The following is a 20,082-nucleotide window of genomic DNA, read 5'->3' as shown; positions in this document are numbered from 1 at the left end:
TAGCTTCAGTGGTAGGTGTGAGTAGGTACGAGCTGCAAGCTCGCACCAGCATGGAAGAAAAAAACTATGCAATTTGTATTGTTTTTTCGCGAAAAAGTTGTATATTTGCAGAGGTTTTTTTTAAGTAAGTGTACATAGCTTAAAAATAACTGGGTCAGGGATTGTTTATTCTAGTTTTTTTGCTTATGAAAATAATACTTTTTGCTACAGTAAGTTTTTTGACAGCTTTTTTAGGGGTGTTTGTAAAAATAAACAACAAAGAGTTTAATACTCTTGCGAATATATCCCTATTAGTAAGCGTTGCAACTTTTTACTATGCTATCTATTTATTCCTTAAGTATGTAAATAGTAAAAAGAGGGCTTGAGATAAGGTATTGGTAAATCTCATACTCCGTTAGCGCAAGCAGCAAGCTTGTGTCTTTCGCACACACTTTGGCAAACTTTCAAAGTTTGCCAAAGTTTTTTTTACCCCCAATTCAGAATTCAAAAATCTCCTCTTTACAAAAAAAATCATTAAAAAATTTGCAGATTAAAAAAATAGTCGTACTTTTGCACGATATTTTCTAATTAGGCGTTGTCAGCAACCAAAGGCTGGTAGCGTCATATAACTTATTTATTCTCCATTCATTAATATGGCAAAAGAAAAAAATACAGCTGTTCCTAAATTTGATAAGATTTCAATCGGTTTGGCTTCGCCTGAGTCTATTTTAGCAGTCTCTCGCGGTGAGGTTACTAAACCCGAAACTATCAACTATCGCACTCACAAGCCCGAACGAGACGGGTTGTTCTGTGAGCGTATTTTTGGTCCGGTAAAAGACTATGAATGTGCTTGCGGTAAGTATAAGCGCATACGATATAAAGGCATCGTTTGCGACCGCTGTGGCGTGGAAGTTACCGAGAAAAAAGTAAGACGTGAAAGAGTAGGGCACATCAATCTTGTTGTTCCTATTGCTCACATCTGGTATTTCCGCTCTTTGCCTAATAAAATAGGTTATCTATTGGGTTTGCCCTCTAAAAAATTGGATATGATTATATACTACGAACGCTACGTAGTTATCCAACCTGGTATTGCTAAAAATCCCGATGGCGAACCTTTACAATACTTAGACTTCCTTTCTGAAGACGAATATATAAAAATTATAGAAAATCTTCCTGTTGAAAATCAATACTTAGAAGATTCTGACCCTAATAAGTTTGTAGCTAAAATGGGGGCTGAGTGCCTTTTGGAACTCCTTGAGCGCCTTGACCTTGACGAACTTTCATACGAATTGCGCCATAAAGCCAATAACGAAAGCTCTAAACAACGCAAAACTGAAGCCCTCAAACGCCTACAAGTAGTGGAAGCTTTCCGCGAATCAAAGAAAAGTCGCGAAAATAAACCTGAATGGATGATTATGAAGGTGATACCTGTTATCCCACCTGAATTACGTCCGTTGGTACCACTCGATGGGGGTCGTTTTGCTACTTCTGACCTAAACGACCTTTACCGCCGTGTTATTATCCGTAACAACCGCCTCAAACGATTGTTGGAAATCAAAGCTCCCGATGTAATCTTGCGCAACGAAAAACGTATGCTACAAGAAGCGGTAGACTCGCTATTTGACAATACTCGCAAATCATCGGCTGTAAAAACAGAATCTAACCGTCCGCTAAAATCTCTTTCTGATTCATTGAAAGGAAAACAAGGACGTTTCCGTCAGAACCTATTAGGTAAACGTGTAGATTACTCTGCGCGTTCGGTAATTGTTGTGGGGCCTGAACTAAAAATGTACGAATGCGGTTTGCCTAAAAATATGGCTGCCGAACTTTATAAGCCATTCATTATCCGTAAGCTCATCGAGCGCGGTATCGTGAAAACAGTAAAATCAGCAAAACGCATTATTGATAAAAAAGAGCCTGTAGTGTGGGACATCTTAGAAAACGTGATTAAAGGGCACCCAGTGCTTTTAAACCGTGCCCCCACTTTGCACAGGTTAGGTATACAAGCCTTCCAGCCTAAACTGATAGAAGGTAAGGCGATACAGCTACACCCATTGGTATGTACGGCTTTCAACGCCGACTTTGATGGTGACCAAATGGCGGTACACTTGCCATTGGGGCCTGAAGCGATATTAGAAGCGCAACTATTGATGTTGGCATCGCACAATATCCTCAACCCTGCCAATGGTTCGCCTATTACGGTGCCTTCACAAGATATGGTACTCGGTTTGTACTATATTACCAAAGGACGCCGCTCTACCCCCGAACACCCTATCAAAGGAGAAGGACTTACTTTCTATTCTCCCGAAGAGGTGAATATTGCTTACAACGAGCAAAAGTTAGACCTTAATGCCTTTATAAAGGTACGCGTACGCGACCTTGATGAAAATGGCAATGTATATTATCCTATCGTAGAAACTACTACGGGGCGTGTACTATTCAACGAGTTGGTGCCTTTAGAAGTAGGCTATGTAAATGAATTGCTTACCAAAAAATCATTGCGCGACATTATCGGGCGTATCTTGAAAGCTACAAGTATCCCTGTAACCGGTGATTTCTTGGATAAGATTAAAAATATGGGTTACCGCTTCGCTTTTGAAGGGGGCTTGTCGTTCAGCTTGGGCGATATCATCATTCCTCAAGAAAAAGCTGATATGATTGCTGAAGCTAACGGATTGGTAGATGGTATTATGATGAACTATAATATGGGTCTGATTACCAACAACGAGCGTTATAATCAGGTGATTGATGTATGGACATCTACCAATGCACAGCTTACAGAATTGGCTATGAAACGCATCAGTACCGACCAGCAAGGGTTTAACTCTGTATATATGATGCTGGACTCTGGAGCGCGTGGTTCTAAAGAGCAGATACGTCAGCTTACAGGTATGCGTGGTTTGATGGCTAAACCTAAAAAATCAAGTGTAGGTGGGGGTGAAATCATTGAAAACCCTATCCTTTCTAACTTTAAAGAAGGGCTATCAATCCTTGAGTACTTTATCTCTACACACGGGGCTCGTAAAGGTCTTGCCGATACGGCGCTAAAAACTGCCGATGCAGGTTACCTTACCCGCCGTTTGGTAGACGTTTCACAAGATGTAATCATCAATACTGAAGATTGCGGTACCTTGCGAGGTGTAGAAGTGCGCGCCCTTAAAAAGAACGAAGAGGTAGTAGAAACTCTTGGTGAACGTATCTTGGGGCGTGTGGCATTGCAAGATGTATACAACCCACTTACCGAAGAACTATTAGTAGCTGCTGGTGAAGAAATTACCGAAAAAATAATAGATAAAATAGAAGCTGCCCCTATAGATATGGTAGAAGTGCGCTCGGCACTTACCTGCGAGGCTAAACACGGTATTTGTGCTAAATGTTACGGGCGAAACCTTTCTACAGGGCGTATGGTACAAAAAGGTGAGGCTGTAGGGGTAGTAGCAGCTCAGTCTATCGGTGAGCCTGGTACTCAGCTTACTTTGCGTACGTTCCACGCCGGAGGGGTTGCGGGTAACGTTTCGGAAGAAAATAAAACTGAAGCTCGCTTTGACGGTATCCTTGAAATGGAAGACCTACGTGTAGTGCGCGGTAAAGATAACGAACAAAACCCTGTAGATGTGGTAATTCGTTCATCAGAGCTCCGTGTGCTTGACCCTACTACCAAAATGGTACTCCAAACACACGATATTCCTTACGGGGCTCACATATTCGTAAAAGATAAAGAACAAGTTAAAAAAGGTACATTGTTATTCCAATGGGATCCTTATAACGCGGTAATTATCTCTGAATTCTCAGGTAAAATAGCCTACGAAGATATTGAACAAGGGGTTACTTACCAAGTGGAAATAGACGAGCAAACAGGATTCCAAGAAAAAGTAATCGTAGAATCACGTAATAAAAAGCTGATACCTACCTTGCTAATCGTTGATAAAAACGGCGATACACTCCGCTCTTACAACTTGCCTGTGGGCGCCCATATAATGGTGGATAACAACAGCAAGATTGAAGAAGGTAAGGTATTGGTGAAAATACCACGTAGCTCTGCCAAAGCAGGGGATATTACAGGGGGTCTGCCTCGTGTAACCGAGTTGTTTGAAGCTCGTAACCCTTCTAACCCAGCTATCGTTTCTGAAATTGACGGGGTAGTATCATTTGGTAAAATAAAACGCGGTAATAAAGAGGTTATCGTTACCTCACGTTTGGGCGAAGAACGCAAATACTTGGTGAAACTCTCTAGCCAAATTTTGGTGCAAGAAAACGACTTTGTGCGTGCTGGGAAACCTCTATCAGACGGTTCTATTACCCCTGATGATATCTTGCGTATCAAGGGACCTTCGGCTGTACAACAGTACTTGGTGAACGAGGTACAAGAAGTATACCGCTTGCAAGGGGTGAAGATAAACGACAAGCACTTTGAGGTTATTGTACGACAAATGATGCGTAAAGTTGAAATACAAGACCCAGGTGATACGCTTTACCTTGAAGGTCAGCTAGTACATAAAGACGACTTTATGGAAGAAAACGACCGCTTGTTTAGCAAAAAGGTAGTAGAAGATGCGGGCGACTCTGAAAATCTAAAACCAGGACAGATAGTGAGCTTGCGCGAATTGCGTGACGAAAACTCATTGCTAAAACGCTCTGACAAAAACCTTGTGGTAGCTCGTGATATTATCCCTGCTACGGCTATGCCTGTACTACAAGGTATTACACGCGCTTCGTTGCAAACCAAATCGTTCATCTCGGCAGCATCGTTCCAAGAAACTACTAAGGTGCTAAACGAAGCAGCGGTAAGCGGTAAAACAGATAGCCTTGACGGACTAAAAGAAAACGTAATTGTAGGTCATCGTATCCCTGCTGGTACCGGATTGAAAGAGTACGAACGAATCATTGTAGGCTCTAAAGCCGATTTGGAACCTGTTGTAGAAAAGAAAAAATCACGATAAACAATGGACGAAATAGAAAAAGAAGACGGACAATTGAGTATTGAGCTGAGCGAAAAAATAGCTCAAGGCATATACTCCAATTTGGCAGTTATCAATCACTCGGCAACTGAGTTTGTTGTAGATTTTGTGAGCGTAATGCCTGGTATGCCCAAAGGAAAAGTGCGTAGCCGTATTATCCTTACTCCCGAGCACGCCAAGCGCCTCCTGATAGCGTTGGATGAAAATATTCATAAGTTTGAAAATGCTTACGGCAACATCACTAATAAAGATGAACACCAAACGATACCACTATTTGGAGTTACAGGACAAGCTTAAGTAATACAATAATGCAATAAGAACAAACAGCCGCACGACTAATTGTTGGGCGGCTGTTTGACAAAATAACACTATGAAAATAACAGAACACATACAAAAAGCCAAAGGGAAAACACTTTTCTCGTTTGAAGTAGTTCCTCCTAAAAAAGGAAATAGCATAGAAGAACTTTATAAGAATATAGACCCTCTAATGGAATTCCAGCCGCCGTTTATAGATGTTACTACCTCACGAGAGGAGTATTATTATATAGAACACCCCAACGGCTTGCTCGAAAAAAAACTAACACGTATGCGCCCTGGTACAGTGGGCATCTGTGCGGCTATTCAGCATAAATACAAGGTGGACACAGTACCCCACGTGCTGTGCGGTGGATTCTCTAAAGAAGAAACCGAATACTTATTGGTAGATTGCTTTTATTTAGGTATCGATAATGTGATGGCATTGCGTGGCGATGCAATGAAGGAACAACGCTATTTTCAGCCTACTTCGGGAGGACATACCTATGCTTCGGATTTGGTAACCCAAATACACAACCTCAATAAAGGGGTATACCTTAATGGCATTGCTGCCGACCAAAAAGCGGACTTCTGTATAGGGGTAGCAGGATACCCTGAAAAACACTTAGAAGCACCTTCATTGGCTTCGGATTTGCAGCGCCTGAAAGAAAAAATTGAATGTGGCGCTGACTATGTGGTTACTCAAATGTTTTTTGACAACCAAAAGTACTTTGAGTTTGTAGATAAAGCACGAGAAATGGGTATCAACGTGCCTATTATTCCAGGTATTAAGCCTATAGCTATAAAAAAACACTTAAACTTGCTGTCACAAGCCTTCAAAATAGACTTCCCTGAAGCGTTGATAAAAGCAGTAGAGGCTTGCAAAAATAACAATGAGGTGAAACAGGTGGGCATAGAATGGGCTGTACAACAAAGCAAAGAATTGAAGGCAGCAGGAGTACCTGTATTGCACTACTATTCTATGGGAAAATCAGATAATATTGTAAAAGTAATATCGGAGGTGTTTTAATGAAATATTTTTTGATAAAATGCTTCTTTCTGCTCTTTACAATGGCTACAATGGCTCAAACAAAAATTGTAAATAGTGAAGGAACTGCTATTGAATACGTAAATATAGGGATTGTTGGTACACATAAGGGCTTAATTAGTGATGAAAATGGTGTTTTTTCATTGCAAAAATTAGCACCTAACAGCACCGATAGTATCTACTTTTCGCATATTAGCTATAAAAAGGCAATATTCTTGGCTAAAGACATACAAGACAAGATTGTATTGGAAAAAGCAGATATACAACTACCCGAAGCGACTATAAAAATAAAAACACCTAAAATACAAACACTAAAAAGCAAAGGGATACCCACAATAGTAACGATAGAATCATATTTTGAGACTGACGGAGACGAAAGTGACGGAATAGTGAAAGAAATAGGTGATTTTATTACGCTTTCTAAAGATGCGATGCTTACAGAATTTGAACTTAGTGTTGCAAAAAACACTTACAAAAAAGCAATATTCAGGGTAGAATTATACCAAAGTAATAAAGAACACACTGTTTTTACGCCTCTTACTGAAAAACCAATTTATGTAGAAGTGCCTTATTCGCAGGAAAAACAACATATACAGCAAAAAATAGCTGTTTTTGCACCTAAAGGGGTGCTATGGATAGGAGTGCGATGGGTAGATGCTGAAGGTGAAAAAGATGCAAAACTATCATTTAGAGCAACAGGCGGTTTTGGCTGGATACGTACCGATGATGGAAAAACAAATGAGGTAGAGCGAATACCTTTGGCGTTAAGTATTCCTTTTTCGCTAAAAGGGGCTTTGATAAATAACGATTAAAAGTGGGTGGTATAAGCACTTTCTGTAATATTTTTAAAAAAAAGTTATGGTTGTAGTGTGTAATTAGAAATAATATATTACCTTTGTACCTCAAAAAAACTTTTGATAAAAAACAATGACAGTAGAAGTAAAAAAAGAAGGTAAATTTTCGTACATTGAACAAGGAGAGGGAACGCCTATTATCGTACTACACGGCTTGATGGGTGGGCTTAGTAACTTTGAAGATGTGATTTCTTTTTTTTCAAATAAATATAAGGTAGTAGTACCAGAACTTCCGCTATATACAATGCCGCTGCTCACTACTTCGGTAAAGACTTTGGCTAAATACTTGCACAAATTTATTAAGCACAAAGGCTTTGAACAGGTGATACTTTTAGGCAATTCCTTAGGAGGACACGTAGGCTTGTTATATGCGAAACTGCATCCTAAAAATGTGCTAAAACTGATACTTACAGGAAGTTCGGGCTTATATGAAGCGGCAATGACCAATGGCTACCCACGCCGTGGCGACTATAGCTACGTAAAGAAAAAATGCGAAGAGGTGTTTTACGACCCCGCAGTGGCTACCCCTCAAATTGTTGATGAGGTATTTGCTAACGTATCTGACCGCACCAAACTGATAAAAACATTGGCACTTGCCAAAAGTGCTATTAGGCATAATATGGCTAAAGATTTGCCTAAAATGGATTTGCCCGTATGCCTTATATGGGGCAAAAACGATATCGTAACTCCTCCTAAAGTGGCAGAAGAATTTCACGAGCTGCTACCCAATTCCGAACTACATTGGATAGATAAGTGCGGACACGCCCCAATGATGGAACACCCTGCGGAGTTCAACGAAATTATGAACCGTTGGCTGGAAAAATAAGTAGTTGTAAATGATAAAAAAAGCTGAATTTGTGATGAGTAATTCGCAGGTAGCAAAATGCCCTAAAGAGCCGCTACCTGAGTATGCATTTATAGGACGCTCCAACGTAGGAAAGTCGTCTTTAATTAATATGCTTACCAATCAGAAAAATTTAGCCAAAACATCTGCCCGCCCAGGGAAAACACAACTTATCAATCATTTTAAAATAAATGACCAATGGTTTTTGGTGGATTTACCAGGGTATGGCTATGCAAGAGTTTCAAAAACGACAAAAAAAACATTTCAGAAATTTATTACTAACTACTTTGAACAACGAAAGCAATTGGTATGTGCTTTTGTACTAGTAGATATACGGCACGAACCCCAAAAAATAGATTTGGAATTTATGCAATGGTTGGGCGAAAATGCTGTGCCTTTTGCTATTGTTTTTACTAAAGCCGATAAGCTGAAACCTTTGGCAATAGAACGCAATATTGCTACTTACCAAGAAATACTTTTGAAAAGCTGGGAGGCTATGCCGCCTTACTTTGTCACTTCGGCTGAAAATTATATAGGTAAAGAAGAGTTGGTGGGCTATATAGAGGATATCAACAAGACACTAAAAAATAATTAGAAAAAGTGGGATTGTTTGTCATTGAAGATTTTACGACTTCGTGTGGGGTACGAGTACCTGCGCTGAGGGTTTATTACCAAACGTTTGGTCTGCCATTAGGCAGTGCCCCTGTAGTGGTAGTAAATCACGCCTTTACAGGCAACTCAGAAGTAGCTGGCGAAAAAGGCTGGTGGGGGGCTGCTATTGGCGACCATAAGGTTATTGATACCCTGAAATATACAGTAATAGCTTTTAATATTCCTGGTAATGGCTATATGGGCACCGAAGCCGATATGATTACTAACTATCAGCATTGGGAAGCAATAGATGTAGCCCGTATATTCAACTATGGGCTGCAAGTGCATTTTCAGCTTCAGCAAATATTTGCCTTAGTAGGTTGTTCGTTGGGAGGGGGAATAGCTTGGGAAATGGCAGCCTTAGCTCCTGAATTGTTTCAGCACCTCGTTATAGTAGCTGCTGACTGGAAAGCAACCGACTGGATAATAGGCAATTGCTTGCTACAGGAACAAATACTGAAAAATTCTAACAATCCGCTGCACGATGCGCGTTTGCACGCTATGTTGTGCTATCGCACGCCCTTGTCGCTGAAAATGAAATTTGAGCGTACCACGCACGCAGTGTCGCAATTGTACAACGTAGAAAGCTGGCTACTGCACCACGGCGAAAAGCTTCATAAGCGTTTTTCGCTTACAGCCTACAAACTGATGAACCAATTGGTAAAAACAATTGATATTTCGCGAGAAAGAGGTAGTTTTGCAGCTGCGGTGGCACCTATAACGGCTAAAATTACAATCATCAGCACGGACTCTGATTTGTACTTTGTGCCACAAGAAAACCGCGATACGGTGGCTGAACTGCAAGAATTGGGTAAGGAGGTAAATTATTACGAGATACATTCGGTACACGGACACGATGCTTTCCTGATAGAACACCCTCAATTGGAGTATTTTTTTAGAAATATATTTTAACTTATATAACTAACTAACAAATAAACTAAAATGAAAGAAAAAAAGAAAAATCCTATTACTTGGGTGCCTACCACTTATTTTGCAATGGGGCTACCATTTGTGATGCTTTCACTGGTATCACCTATTATCTTTAAAGATTTGGGAATTGCTAATGACAAAATTGCTTTTTGGACATCGCTTCTTATTCTTCCTTGGTCGCTAAAGCCTATTATCAGTGTGATAATGGAGCTTTATGGCACTAAAAAACAATACATTGTAATTACTGAACTGCTATCGGCAGCTTTGTTTGGCTGGGTGGTGTTTGCACTGGCGCTGCCTAACTTCTTCACTCTTGCCCTTGCCCTAATGGGTGCTATAGCACTTAGTGGCTCTACTCACGATATTGCGGGCGATGGGATGTATATGCACCAGTTGGATGCACCTACACAAAGTCTTTATTCGGGCTGGCAAGGTGCGTTTTACAATTTGGCAAAAGTGCTTGCCAATGGAGGGCTTATCTTCTTAGCGGGCTGGTTGGTAAATAGCAAAGGATTGAGTATTGTAGCTTCGTGGCAGCTGATACTATCTATTTGTGCTATTATATTGGGCTTAGTAGGCTTGTATCACTTTTACGCCTTACCTAATGACCACAAACCTACTACAACAGAGGACTTTTCGGAGAAATCGCAGGAACTATGGCGCATATTTGCTGATTTTTTTAGTAAAAAGCATATATTCTTCTATCTTTTCTTTATATTTTTATACCGTTTTGCAGAAGGATTGGCAATGAAAATAGCTCCTTTATTCTTAAAAGATGAAGTAGCTATAGGTGGCTTAGGGCTTAGCAATGAGCAATACGGCTTGGTGTATGGTACTGCAGGTACGGTAGCTTTTATAGTAGGTTCGATAGCGGCAGGTTATTTTGTAGCTCGTGTAGGCTTGAAAAAAGCTCTTTTTACTCTAGCTTGTGCCTTTAATATTCCTTTTGTAGTCTACCTGCTTTTTGCTTATTTTCAACCATCAAGTTTGATGGTTATAGGAGGGGGGATTGTTGCTGAATATTTTGGCTATGGTTTTGGCTTTGTGGGGCTTACACTTTTTATGATGCAGCAAATAGCCCCTGGCAAATACCAAATGGCTCATTATGCTTTTGCTAATAGCTTGATGAACTTAGGGGTAATGATACCTGGTATGCTAAGTGGCTACTTAAGTAAATATTTGGGCTACGAACACTTCTTTTTATTAGTGATGATTTGTACTATCCCCGCCCTGCTCACTACTTGGTACGTTCCTTTTACTCATCAAGATAAAAAAGAAGAGGAGTAAAAATAATTTTATATATTTGCTGAAAAATATAAGTAATGGTTGATATTGTCATTCCTATCTATAAGCCTATACCTAATAGTGATGAAATATGTGCTCTGCGACAAGGTTTTAAGTTGTTGGCGCACTATGGCATTACCTTTGTATGTCCGGAAAGCTTGGATGTGGCTGCTTATGAGTGCTTTGGAGAGGCTCAGTTTAAGCGTTTTGATGATAAGTATTTCACGGGGATTTATGGCTATAATCAACTGATGCTAAGTGTAGATTTTTATAAGGCATTCTCTCAAAAATATATATTGATTTACCAAACAGATGCTTATGTGTTTGCCGATACATTGCGTGAGTGGTGTGATAAAGATTACGACTACATAGGGGCGCCTTGGCTACGTAGTAGTGAAAGCATTCCTTTGCTGAAAAAAATATGGGACAATACGCTTTGTTTTGTTAAGCAATGCACTAACTATAGAGGGAATCATAACACGCAAAAGAATAAAATACTACTTTATAACGAGGTAGGAAACGGAGGTTTTTCGCTTCGGAAAAGAGAAAAGTTTATAGAGGTATTACAAAGCTTGCATACAGAAGTAGGCATTTACCTGAAGCCTATAAACCAAAGTAACTTTTATGCTGAAGATGTGTTTTTTAGCATAGAACCTCAGCGCAAGGGATTGTCTTTTGCTAAACCTTCGTATAAAGAGGCGTGCGCTTTTGCTATTGAAAACAAACCTGCGAAAGCATTAGCTTATAACAACGGAAAGCTACCTATGGGCTGCCACCGCTGGAATAAAGAAAATAGAGGTTTTTGGAAATCATATATAGATTATGAAGTGTAATTATTTTGAGGGCAAAACAATACTATTGGCAATGCCCAATCATTTTGGGCTGCCCCAGCGATTTAAAGAAAACTTAGAGCATTTGGGCTTCAAGGTTTTCTTACTCCAAAGTACTACAACTTCAATACCATTGAAAGATAAAATTATTCACGGATATAAAAAAATCTTTTTAAATGATAGAACGCATAAACCTACTATTAAAAATAAAATATCAGCAAGAGCGCATTTACAACAGATAGAAGCTATTCCTGCAGTAGATTATGCACTATTTATTCGCCCCGATTTGTTTGATATAGAGGTAGTAAAACGAGCTAAACAAATAGCAGGGAAAGTTGTTGCCTACCAATGGGACGGCTTGAGGCGTTATCCTTTGGCACAACAATACATCAGCCTATTTGACGATTTTTACGTTTTTGATAAAACAGACCTTTCTATCAGTTCTCAACTAAAACATACAACTAATTTCTATTTTGATGATATTAGTTCTGAAGCTCCTATAATACCTAATTCGGTGTTTTTTGTAGGAACTTATATGAAAGATAGGATACCATTACTGCACAAAATTATAACTCAAATAGAAAAGAATGGTTTGGTACCTAATATGTTTTTAGTATCAGATAAAAAAAGAGATTTACCTAATGATATTACATTGCTTAGTGAGGGTTTTTCATTCAAAGAAAGCATAATCAAGATGCAAGCTGCTCATTATGTATTAGATTTGCATAATCCTATCCATAATGGACTATCGTTTAGAACTTTTGAAAGCATTGGTTACCAAAAAAAGCTAATAACGAATAATATTTTAGTAAAAGAATACGATTTTTATAATCCGAAGAACATTTATGTAATAGAGGGTGATAGTTTTGAAGGGTTTGAAACCTTTGTAAAAATGCCCTATGAGCCAATAGAGGCTACTATAAGAGAAAAATATAGTTTTTCGGGTTGGATAGATAAAATACTTAAATGAAAAAAAAACTACTATTTATAGCTCCCGATTATTATGATTTTGATAAAGTTGTACTTGATGGCTTATTGGCTTATAGTGGATATGAGGTAATGAGCTTAACTTCAAATTTTAAGTATCGTTATAAGAACTTTACTGAAAAGATATATAACTTTTTTTTGAAAACTTTCCTGCGGAAAAACTTAAAAAGAGAAAGAACAGAACGTTATATATTAGAAAAGCTTGATCAGGCAGAAAGTTATGACGTTTTGTTGGTAAATGCGCCTTATTTGCTAACGCCTCACCAACTGGATATTGCACTAAAAAAAAGTAAACAATCAATAGTTATTTTTTGGGACAGTATTAAGAAAATACCAATGCAGGAGGATTATATAAATAAATTTGATGTAGTTTATAGTTTTGAACCTGAAGATTGTAAGCGTTATGGGTTGAAAAAAATTACTAATTTTTATTTTTCCGAAGAAAAGTCCTTGTCACAATGTTATGATGTATGTTATTTAGCTACTTATGATGATAGAATAGGGGTAGCAGAACGTATTTTTGATTACTTTAAAACGCATAGTATTAAAGCAAAAGGTAGAATATTTGTTAGTAAAGCTCACAAGAAAGTTCCTTTACTACCACAAAATATAGAAGTTGTTACTTCTATAATGCCATTTACTACAGCTTATAAATATTATTTGGATAGCAAAATTATCTTAGACATTGCGCATCCTCATCAGAAAGGTTTGTCATTTCGTCCTTATGAAGCAATAGGCTTCAGGAAAAAGTTAATTACTACGAATAAAGATATACGGAATTACGACTTTTACAACCCTCATAATATCTTTGTAATAGATGATGTAAATGATTTTGTAATTCCAGAAACATTTTTTAATACTGATTACTGTGAGCTTCCTTCTGCGTTAAAAGAAAAATATCACATTAAAAATTGGATAAAACATATATTAGATGATGAACACTAAAATATACTTTCTATGCCCTAACAATAGCTTTATCAGTGGGGGGGTTAAACAAATATATAGACAAGTAGAAATCTTAAATAATAATGGCATTCAGGCTGCGGTATTATTGCAAGGCGAGAGTAAACAAAAATGGTTTCATACTACGGCTCCTATCGTTTATAGTCCTTATCTGTTTAAGATACTCAAATATACACTTCAAAATAGAAAAATATCGCTTAGAAAAAAAATGAAGCTATACTTTTTAAAGCAAAAAAGTGTAGCTTTAGACGAAAATACGATATTGGTGATTCCTGAAATTTATGGTGATAAAATAGATAAAATAGCACTGGGTATAAAAAAAGTAATTTTTAACCAAAACTGCTATTACACATTCAATCAATACGACATTAATACTGACTATCCTCAAACTCCTTATACCCATCCTGATGTATTGGCTACTATAGTAGTTTCAGAAGATTCTTTGGCTTATCTCAATTATACATTTGCTAAAGCCAAGGTGTATAGGTGCGTTTTAGGTATTAATAGTAAAATATTCTATTATTCTCCCGAAAAACAACGCCAGATATGTTTTATGCCAAGAAAGTTAACTGATGATGTATGCCAAGTGTTACAAATTCTTAAGCAACGAGGCAGTTTGAAAGGATGGAAACTAATGGCTATAGATGGCAAAAATGAACAAGAAGTAGCTCAAATAATGAGGGAAAGTACTTTCTTTTTGAGCTTTAACCATCGTGAAGGTTTTGGACTACCACCTGTAGAAGCAATGGCTTGTGGTTGCTATGTAGTAGGATACGATGGTGAAGCTGGAAAAGAGTATTTTAAAGATGAGTTTTCGTCAGTCGTAAAAAGTGGTGATATTATAGCTTACGTAAAGAAAATAGAAGAATTACTTGCACTTTACGAAGCATCTCCTCAAGTTATTATACAAAAAGGAGAAAAAGCCTCCAACTTTGTGCTGCAAAACTATTCTATGGACAATGAAGAAAAATCTATTATAGCAATATGGAATAACCTACTGAAACAGCTATGATTGTACCATATTTTCGTCCTCTTTGAAAAAAATAAAGATTAGAAATGGGAATAGAATAAGAATTCCTGCAAAATAGTTAATAATTACATCGGTATTCATCAGTAGCAGAAAGATTATTATGGTAAAAGCAATACTATTATCTTTTGCTAAAATAGATTTTTGGTAAGTAAAGAATAACCATAGTAATAGCAAAGACAATCCAATACCCCCTAAATCAATCATAATGGCTAAAAAATCATTGTGAATGTGCATTTGTCCAACTACTTCTCTTGATAACATTTTTTCAGTAGCACTTCCACTACCTATAATAGGGTGCTCAAATATATGCTGATAAGCACTACTTAACATCTTCTCGCGTATAGGATCAAAAAAATAGCTAATATGAGTTATTAGTAAATAAACACATAAAGAGACGATTAAAAGAATAAGCATTTCCGCAGATACGCGTTTTTTGTTGCTCCATTTTTTAGTAAAATGAAACCATAGTAATAAAAAAACACATAATGGCAACCCTATAATTACAATACGAGCTTGTACTATAAATGAAAAAAACAATAAAAGAACGCCATATAAAATGACTTCAAAAGAAGAAATATATTTATTATCTTTCCGATAACCTAATAGAACTCCTAATCCCCACACAAGTAACATTACCCAAGCTATAAAACTTGGATGGTGAAAAACAGACCACGATAAAACTTCTCCAGAAGGCATATACCCCTTGTTTAAAGTAAAAAAGCTAAAAAAAGGAATACCAATATTTTTACTTACCAATGTATAGGTACATATGTTTAGTGTAAGTAAAAGCAAGAAAAGTTTGAAGCTAAGCACAACAAAAGTGCGAGTTTCAGCCTTTTTTACTCGAAAAAACAAGCAAACAATAGGTGCTGCTAATAGCAAATAAAGCATATCATCAAACATATCATACCACGCAAACTCTTTGTATTCACTCCATAAAATACCTAAATATTTAAGAGCTATTAGAGCAAAAAAAGATAACATTACTTTATTAGGTTTTATATACTGTCGGTAAATAAGCCCATAGAGTGCACACAAAAACAGCAGTAATAAGTCTAAACGCAGTGTTATTTTATGTTTATAGGTCCATAAGAAGACAATCGCAACCCCTGTACATATAATCAAAGAACGAAGATATTCCCCTCGGGTAAATAATATTTTATGACGAAAGAACATCCATAAAGCTACGAGAAAAGGACAAAAATAAAAACCTATTTTGAAGAAAAGTACACTAAAATTTTCTTTTGTCCATAGTTCTGGGTGGTAGTAACTGCCAATGAATGATAGCAATAAAGCAACTAATGAAAATATAGGAAAATAAAGATTAGTAATTTTATGCATTAGGTTTGTCATATAACATTAAATTTACATCAAAAGTAGTTGTGATGATTAATTACTCCCGCAAAAATACAAAAAAAATCCAAACCACCAACCAAAAAAAATCAATCTTCAGGAAACTCCAGTCGTAATTGTATGTACTGCGGCTTTTTAGGAGTGTCTTCCCGTTCTTCATTATTTAGGTGAGATACCGAAATCCCCAGCAAGCGTACAGATTCTTTCAAGCGTTCTTGGTAAAGCAATTCCCGAGCGTACAATACAATTTCCTCTTGGCTACTGATAAACTCAGCCAGCGTTTTGCTACGTGTTTGCACTGTAAAATCACTATATTTTATTTTCAAGGTGATAGTGCGTCCGGCTACCTCTTGGCGTTGCAAGCGCCTTGCAACATCTTCAGCAATAGCCGAGAGCGCCTCCTCCATATAAATTTCACTAGTAAAATTTTCTGCAAAGGTATGTTCTGCCCCCACCGATTTCCGTATCCTAAACGGCTGCACCTCAGCGCGGTGAATACCCCTTGATAATTCATAAAAGTACAGCCCACTATTGCCAAAGTTGCGTTCTAAGAAAGCCAACGATTTTTCCCGCAAGTCCTTACCCTTAAAAATCCCCAGTTCGTACATTTTTTGAGCCGTAACCTTGCCAATACCATAAAATTTTCGCACGTCCAATACGTCCAAAAAATCCTGTACCTCATCAGCCGTTATGGTTGTTTGTCCGTTAGGTTTGCGAAAGTCGCTTGCTATTTTAGCTACAAATTTATTTACCGAGATACCTGCCGAAGCCGTAAGTCCTGTTTCTTCAAAAATCCGTTGTCTAATTTCCTGAGCGATAAGCGTAGCCGAAGGATTATTTTTTTTGTTTGTAGTAACATCCAAATAAGCCTCATCTAGCGACAGCGGTTCCACAAGGTCAGTATAATCGTGAAAGATACCCCGTATTTGCAATGAAATTTCTTTATAACGCTCAAAGCGAGGAGGAACAAAAATCAGATGCGGACAGAGCCTCCGTGCTTGTGCACCGCTGATAGCACTGCGTACCCCATAGCGCCTTGCCTCGTAGCTTGCCGTAGCAACCACCCCACGCCGTTCAGCACCCCCTACAGCAATAGCTTTCCCGCGCAATTCAGGAAAATCCAACTGCTCTACCGAAGCAAAAAAAGCGTCCATATCTATATGAATAATCTTTCGCAAAACCCCTATTTTAGTTCAAAATATTTCCCAGGTAGCGGTTGGATAAGGTTTTTTATTTCCAGCTGAAACAGCAAGTTCGATACTTGGTAAATAGGCATTTGGCAGTCCAAGGCAAGTGCATCAAGCGATTGTTTTCCACCATTCAGCAGCGAGTCGTAAACAACCTGTTCATCAGCAGTAAGATCAATAAAAAGCTCCTGTTGCACCCCTTGTTGGGCAGGAGTATCCCATTTTAGAGTATTAACAATATCTTTAGCCGAAGTAATCATCAATGCTTTGTTGCTGCGTATCAGTTCGTTGCAACCAATACTCATCGCATCGGTCGTCCTGCCTGGCAAAGCAAAAAGCTCCCGTTCATATGAGTAAGCAATATCAGCCGTTACCAAGCTCCCCCCTTTGTTCCCCGATTCTATCACCACAGTAGCTTCCGATAAGCCCGCAATCAGCCTATTCCTACTCAAAAAGTTCTTCCTATCAAATTTAGTTTCAGTACCAAAGTCCGTAATAAAACCACCATTTTCTTCCACCTCGTGGTTGTATTTGCTATGCGCAGCAGGGTAAGTAATGTTTAGTCCGTGAGCCAAGCAAGCCACTGTTTGCAACCGATGTTTTATAGCAGTCTTATGAGCCGTAATATCCACCCCATAGGCATAGCCACTTACGATTACCACGTCCAAGTAAGCCAAATCTTCTATCAGTTTTTCGCAAAAAGCACAACCATAAGCCGTAGCGTTGCGCGTACCCACGATGCTCAGCACGCGTTTGTTATGCAGGTTAATACGTCCCCTTTGGTAGTAGAGGATAGGGCTATCCACACATTGCCGCAATAAGGCAGGGTACTCCTTATCCGTATAAGTAATGATGCTGATATTGTTTTTTTCAGCGTAGCGCAATTCGTTTTCAGCCAAAAGCAAGTTCGGAACACGCAAAAGCTGTTCAATAATTTTACTACCGATACCCCCCACACGTTCCAGCTGCTGTTTTTTTTGTGCAAATACATTTTCAGCGCTACCAAAGTAGTTTATTAGCTTTTTAGCAGTAATATCACCTACTAAAGGAGTGTTTTTTAGAGCGATAAGGTATAATAAGTCATTATTCATAATCGTTAAACAAAGCCTCTGTCATAAAATCATAAAACGGACGCATAGCCAAAAGCACATCAGCGGCACGAGCTACAAAATTGTCAGCTTCCACCTCAGCCCTACTAAAATCACGTTTCAGCAAAAATTGTTTTTTACGCAGATAAGCTATCATCGGGTCATTTTTGTCAAACCCTTTAGGAGCCGTTTTTACCTCATCGCCAAAGAGTTTCCCATCAAATTCACGTACGATACCCTCACTTTCCATCACAGCTTTAAAGGCGTCAGCTTCAGCCGCAATTTCCTGCCTAATACGCAGCAAGTCCTCCTTATTTGGATTGAAAAAACCACCCCCTACAAAACACTCATTTATCCCCAAGTGCACGTAGTAACCACCCCTATATTGTGGTTGTTGTCGCTGAAAGTAAAGACCAAAGTGCGTTTTATAAGGCGTTTTATCTTTTGAAAATCGCAAATCGCGATAAATGCGATATATTTTCATATCACTCACATAGTCCTGAGCCGCCACGCGGTTGTAAATTTCATTGAATATATGAGTAGCCTCTTCTTTAGCAAGAAGAAAAAGCTCCTGATGAGAGTCAAACCACTCCTTATTATTGTTTTTTGAAAGTTCCTCTAGAAAATTAAAAATATGCATAATAAAAGTTTAATTTTTATAACAATTTGTCCAAGGTTGTTCGTCAGTATTTTTACAACCCATTATTAGATTTATGAGGGAATAGTCATTTCTATAAATTACAGCTCCGATTAGTCTTTAATGCTTGTAATAAATTTCATCTTCTTGTAATAATCTCGTCATCATATTAGAACCATATACAAGATTCCTATCCTTCTCATCAATAGTAAAAAGAGGTTTTTTTGCTAAATCCTCAGCAATATCCCAAAGCGTCTTCTTTTTAGAAACTACCGCTTCCTCCCTCTCTAAGTCAATAGATTTTTTTGTCAACCCCATTGCTTTAATTCTTTTTGTTTTTTCTAATACCATAATTAACATGTTACGTCCTAAAAAAGGTTTACAGTTATTTTGTCAGTTTGATTAACATTTTTTACTACTAATAAAGTTCTATTTTCTAAGCAAATTATTATCTTTGCAGCTCACATAAACAAGAATAAACTCTGTTATAGATACTATACAAAATACTCAGCAATTCATCTTTTCTTAGTTTTAGGTAAGGTACTTCTTTATTTTTTATGACATTCCTCTTTTTTTCAATACTTTGATTGTAAAAAGCCTTTAAAAAACTTACCTATTTTAAAACTAACTCTTATCTATGCAGACTCTGTAAAATACACTGAATCAGGTGTTTTAAAGCCTAAAGAAGTATGTAAACGATTACTATTGTAAATCAAAATAGCTTCTTTGACAGCCCTTAGAGCCTGTTTTTCATTTTTAAAAGTATCATCTAAGCCATATTCCTGCTTAAGAATACCATTAACTCGCTCAGCACAAGCATTTTCGTAGCAATGATTTTCCTCTGTCATACTGATTGTAATGCGCTTCTTTATCAGCAAACCAGTATACTCTTTACAAGAATACTAAACACCACGATCTGAGTGATGAATAAGCGGTTGTGTACTATATCCCCTTGAGCTCGTTATCAAATCTACAGAAAAGTTTTCTACCTCCTTCAGACTTGTTTACCTTTCGTTTTTCCTTAACCCAATCTAAAATAAGTTCTTCGGAAAGTCCCTCTTTTTCAAGGGCTTTTACAGCCTTGTAATGAGCCTGACGAGTAATATTAAATACCTTGCAAGCAGCTCCTACACTTACTTGTTTTTTCTCGGAAAGTATTTGGATA

At 37.9% G+C, this 20,082-nt stretch carries 19 protein-coding genes; 12 read left to right on the top strand and 7 right to left on the bottom strand.

All coding sequences use genetic code 11. The features are described 5' to 3' along the window. Window positions 1-632 precede the first annotated feature (632 nt). The 12 genes from rpoC (at window position 633) to HMPREF9075_RS02695 (ending at window position 14,634) form a co-directional block, all read left to right on the top strand. Window positions 633-4,919: a DNA-directed RNA polymerase subunit beta' gene (gene rpoC / locus HMPREF9075_RS02750; protein WP_009414947.1), complete on the top strand. Its 4,287-nt coding sequence runs from the start codon at window positions 633-635 to the stop codon at window positions 4,917-4,919. Between the two features lie 3 nt (window positions 4,920-4,922). Beyond that, the gene (locus tag HMPREF9075_RS02745; protein WP_009414946.1) at window positions 4,923-5,234 is read left to right on the top strand and encodes a DUF3467 domain-containing protein; all 312 of its coding nucleotides are present in this window, start codon (window positions 4,923-4,925) and stop codon (window positions 5,232-5,234) included. A 73-nt stretch (window positions 5,235-5,307) separates the two neighbouring features. Continuing rightward, entirely contained in the window at window positions 5,308-6,261 is a 954-nt protein-coding gene (gene metF / locus HMPREF9075_RS02740) for a methylenetetrahydrofolate reductase [NAD(P)H] (protein WP_009414945.1), read from the top strand. Between the two features lie 50 nt (window positions 6,262-6,311). Next, window positions 6,312-7,091 carry a carboxypeptidase-like regulatory domain-containing protein gene (locus tag HMPREF9075_RS02735; protein ID WP_232305040.1) on the top strand — a complete coding sequence of 260 codons (780 nt, stop codon included), beginning with the start codon at window positions 6,312-6,314 and terminating at the stop codon, window positions 7,089-7,091. Window positions 7,092-7,206: 115 nt separating this feature from the next. Beyond that, a complete protein-coding gene (locus tag HMPREF9075_RS02730) occupies window positions 7,207-7,959 on the top strand; it encodes an alpha/beta fold hydrolase (RefSeq protein WP_009414943.1) in 753 nt (250 codons plus the stop codon). 10 nt (window positions 7,960-7,969) lie between these two features. Next, window positions 7,970-8,572, top strand: coding sequence for a ribosome biogenesis GTP-binding protein YihA/YsxC (yihA, locus tag HMPREF9075_RS02725; RefSeq protein ID WP_009414942.1), 603 nt, complete (start codon window positions 7,970-7,972; stop codon window positions 8,570-8,572). A 5-nt stretch (window positions 8,573-8,577) separates the two neighbouring features. Beyond that, a complete protein-coding gene (locus tag HMPREF9075_RS02720; RefSeq protein ID WP_009414941.1) occupies window positions 8,578-9,540 on the top strand; it encodes an alpha/beta fold hydrolase in 963 nt (320 codons plus the stop codon). Between the two features lie 30 nt (window positions 9,541-9,570). After that, window positions 9,571-10,845, top strand: a complete 1,275-nt coding sequence (locus HMPREF9075_RS02715; protein ID WP_009414940.1) for an MFS transporter — start codon at window positions 9,571-9,573, stop codon at window positions 10,843-10,845. Window positions 10,846-10,880: 35 nt separating this feature from the next. Next, entirely contained in the window at window positions 10,881-11,675 is a 795-nt protein-coding gene (locus HMPREF9075_RS02710) for a DUF5672 family protein (protein ID WP_009414939.1), read from the top strand. After that, window positions 11,665-12,642 carry a hypothetical protein gene (locus HMPREF9075_RS02705; RefSeq protein ID WP_009414938.1) on the top strand — a complete coding sequence of 326 codons (978 nt, stop codon included), beginning with the start codon at window positions 11,665-11,667 and terminating at the stop codon, window positions 12,640-12,642. The genes HMPREF9075_RS02710 and HMPREF9075_RS02705 overlap by 11 nt, the downstream gene beginning before the upstream one ends. Beyond that, window positions 12,639-13,604 (top strand): hypothetical protein, encoded by a 966-nt coding sequence (locus HMPREF9075_RS02700; protein WP_009414937.1) that lies wholly within the window; start codon window positions 12,639-12,641, stop codon window positions 13,602-13,604. Before HMPREF9075_RS02705 ends, HMPREF9075_RS02700 begins: the two co-directional genes overlap by 4 nt. After that, window positions 13,591-14,634 carry a glycosyltransferase gene (locus HMPREF9075_RS02695; RefSeq protein WP_009414936.1) on the top strand — a complete coding sequence of 348 codons (1,044 nt, stop codon included), beginning with the start codon at window positions 13,591-13,593 and terminating at the stop codon, window positions 14,632-14,634. Before HMPREF9075_RS02700 ends, HMPREF9075_RS02695 begins: the two co-directional genes overlap by 14 nt. Here the strand turns inward: HMPREF9075_RS02695 and HMPREF9075_RS02690 are convergent. From HMPREF9075_RS02690 to HMPREF9075_RS13385, 7 genes are all read right to left on the bottom strand, one after another. Further along, window positions 14,629-16,005: an O-antigen ligase family protein gene (locus tag HMPREF9075_RS02690; RefSeq protein WP_009414935.1), complete on the bottom strand. Its 1,377-nt coding sequence runs from the start codon at window positions 16,003-16,005 to the stop codon at window positions 14,629-14,631. The genes HMPREF9075_RS02695 and HMPREF9075_RS02690 overlap by 6 nt on opposite strands. 89 nt (window positions 16,006-16,094) lie before the next feature. Continuing rightward, complete coding sequence (gene dinB, locus HMPREF9075_RS02685) at window positions 16,095-17,183, bottom strand: DNA polymerase IV (protein WP_255351818.1); 1,089 nt, start codon at window positions 17,181-17,183, stop codon at window positions 16,095-16,097. A gap of 5 nt (window positions 17,184-17,188) precedes the next feature. Beyond that, window positions 17,189-18,283, bottom strand: a complete 1,095-nt coding sequence (dprA, locus tag HMPREF9075_RS02680; protein ID WP_009414933.1) for a DNA-processing protein DprA — start codon at window positions 18,281-18,283, stop codon at window positions 17,189-17,191. Further along, window positions 18,276-18,920, bottom strand: coding sequence for a DUF2461 domain-containing protein (locus tag HMPREF9075_RS02675; RefSeq protein ID WP_009414932.1), 645 nt, complete (start codon window positions 18,918-18,920; stop codon window positions 18,276-18,278). Before HMPREF9075_RS02675 ends, dprA begins: the two co-directional genes overlap by 8 nt. 117 nt (window positions 18,921-19,037) lie before the next feature. Then, window positions 19,038-19,268: a hypothetical protein gene (locus HMPREF9075_RS02670; protein ID WP_062079393.1), complete on the bottom strand. Its 231-nt coding sequence runs from the start codon at window positions 19,266-19,268 to the stop codon at window positions 19,038-19,040. A 284-nt stretch (window positions 19,269-19,552) separates the two neighbouring features. After that, entirely contained in the window at window positions 19,553-19,795 is a 243-nt protein-coding gene (locus tag HMPREF9075_RS02665; RefSeq protein ID WP_255351817.1) for an integrase core domain-containing protein, read from the bottom strand. A 64-nt stretch (window positions 19,796-19,859) separates the two neighbouring features. Next, the coding region (locus HMPREF9075_RS13385; protein WP_009414929.1) for a hypothetical protein at window positions 19,860-20,082 on the bottom strand (223 nt) is incomplete at its 5' end.

Source organism: Capnocytophaga sp. oral taxon 332 str. F0381 (genome assembly GCF_000318275.2).
GTDB classification, from domain to species: domain Bacteria; phylum Bacteroidota; class Bacteroidia; order Flavobacteriales; family Flavobacteriaceae; genus Capnocytophaga; species Capnocytophaga bilenii.
The sequence above is the reverse complement of the archived record's forward strand: the minus strand, read 5'-3'. Positions and strand labels throughout refer to the sequence as shown.

What these genes read in the sequence shown, in the direction of transcription:
- rpoC (WP_009414947.1), top strand. Translation starts at nt 633, where the DNA reads ATGGCAAAAGAAAAAAATACAGCTGTTCCTAAATTTGATAAGATTTCA.
- HMPREF9075_RS02745 (WP_009414946.1), top strand. Translation starts at nt 4,923, where the DNA reads ATGGACGAAATAGAAAAAGAAGACGGACAATTGAGTATTGAGCTGAGC.
- metF (WP_009414945.1), top strand. Translation starts at nt 5,308, where the DNA reads ATGAAAATAACAGAACACATACAAAAAGCCAAAGGGAAAACACTTTTC.
- HMPREF9075_RS02735 (WP_232305040.1), top strand. Translation starts at nt 6,312, where the DNA reads ATGGCTCAAACAAAAATTGTAAATAGTGAAGGAACTGCTATTGAATAC.
- HMPREF9075_RS02730 (WP_009414943.1), top strand. Translation starts at nt 7,207, where the DNA reads ATGACAGTAGAAGTAAAAAAAGAAGGTAAATTTTCGTACATTGAACAA.
- yihA (WP_009414942.1), top strand. Translation starts at nt 7,970, where the DNA reads ATGATAAAAAAAGCTGAATTTGTGATGAGTAATTCGCAGGTAGCAAAA.
- HMPREF9075_RS02715 (WP_009414940.1), top strand. Translation starts at nt 9,571, where the DNA reads ATGAAAGAAAAAAAGAAAAATCCTATTACTTGGGTGCCTACCACTTAT.
- HMPREF9075_RS02710 (WP_009414939.1), top strand. Translation starts at nt 10,881, where the DNA reads ATGGTTGATATTGTCATTCCTATCTATAAGCCTATACCTAATAGTGAT.
- HMPREF9075_RS02705 (WP_009414938.1), top strand. Translation starts at nt 11,665, where the DNA reads ATGAAGTGTAATTATTTTGAGGGCAAAACAATACTATTGGCAATGCCC.
- HMPREF9075_RS02700 (WP_009414937.1), top strand. Translation starts at nt 12,639, where the DNA reads ATGAAAAAAAAACTACTATTTATAGCTCCCGATTATTATGATTTTGAT.
- HMPREF9075_RS02695 (WP_009414936.1), top strand. Translation starts at nt 13,591, where the DNA reads ATGATGAACACTAAAATATACTTTCTATGCCCTAACAATAGCTTTATC.
- HMPREF9075_RS02690 (WP_009414935.1), bottom strand. Translation starts at nt 16,005, where the DNA reads ATGACAAACCTAATGCATAAAATTACTAATCTTTATTTTCCTATATTT.
- dprA (WP_009414933.1), bottom strand. Translation starts at nt 18,283, where the DNA reads ATGAATAATGACTTATTATACCTTATCGCTCTAAAAAACACTCCTTTA.
- HMPREF9075_RS02675 (WP_009414932.1), bottom strand. Translation starts at nt 18,920, where the DNA reads ATGCATATTTTTAATTTTCTAGAGGAACTTTCAAAAAACAATAATAAG.
- HMPREF9075_RS02670 (WP_062079393.1), bottom strand. Translation starts at nt 19,268, where the DNA reads ATGGTATTAGAAAAAACAAAAAGAATTAAAGCAATGGGGTTGACAAAA.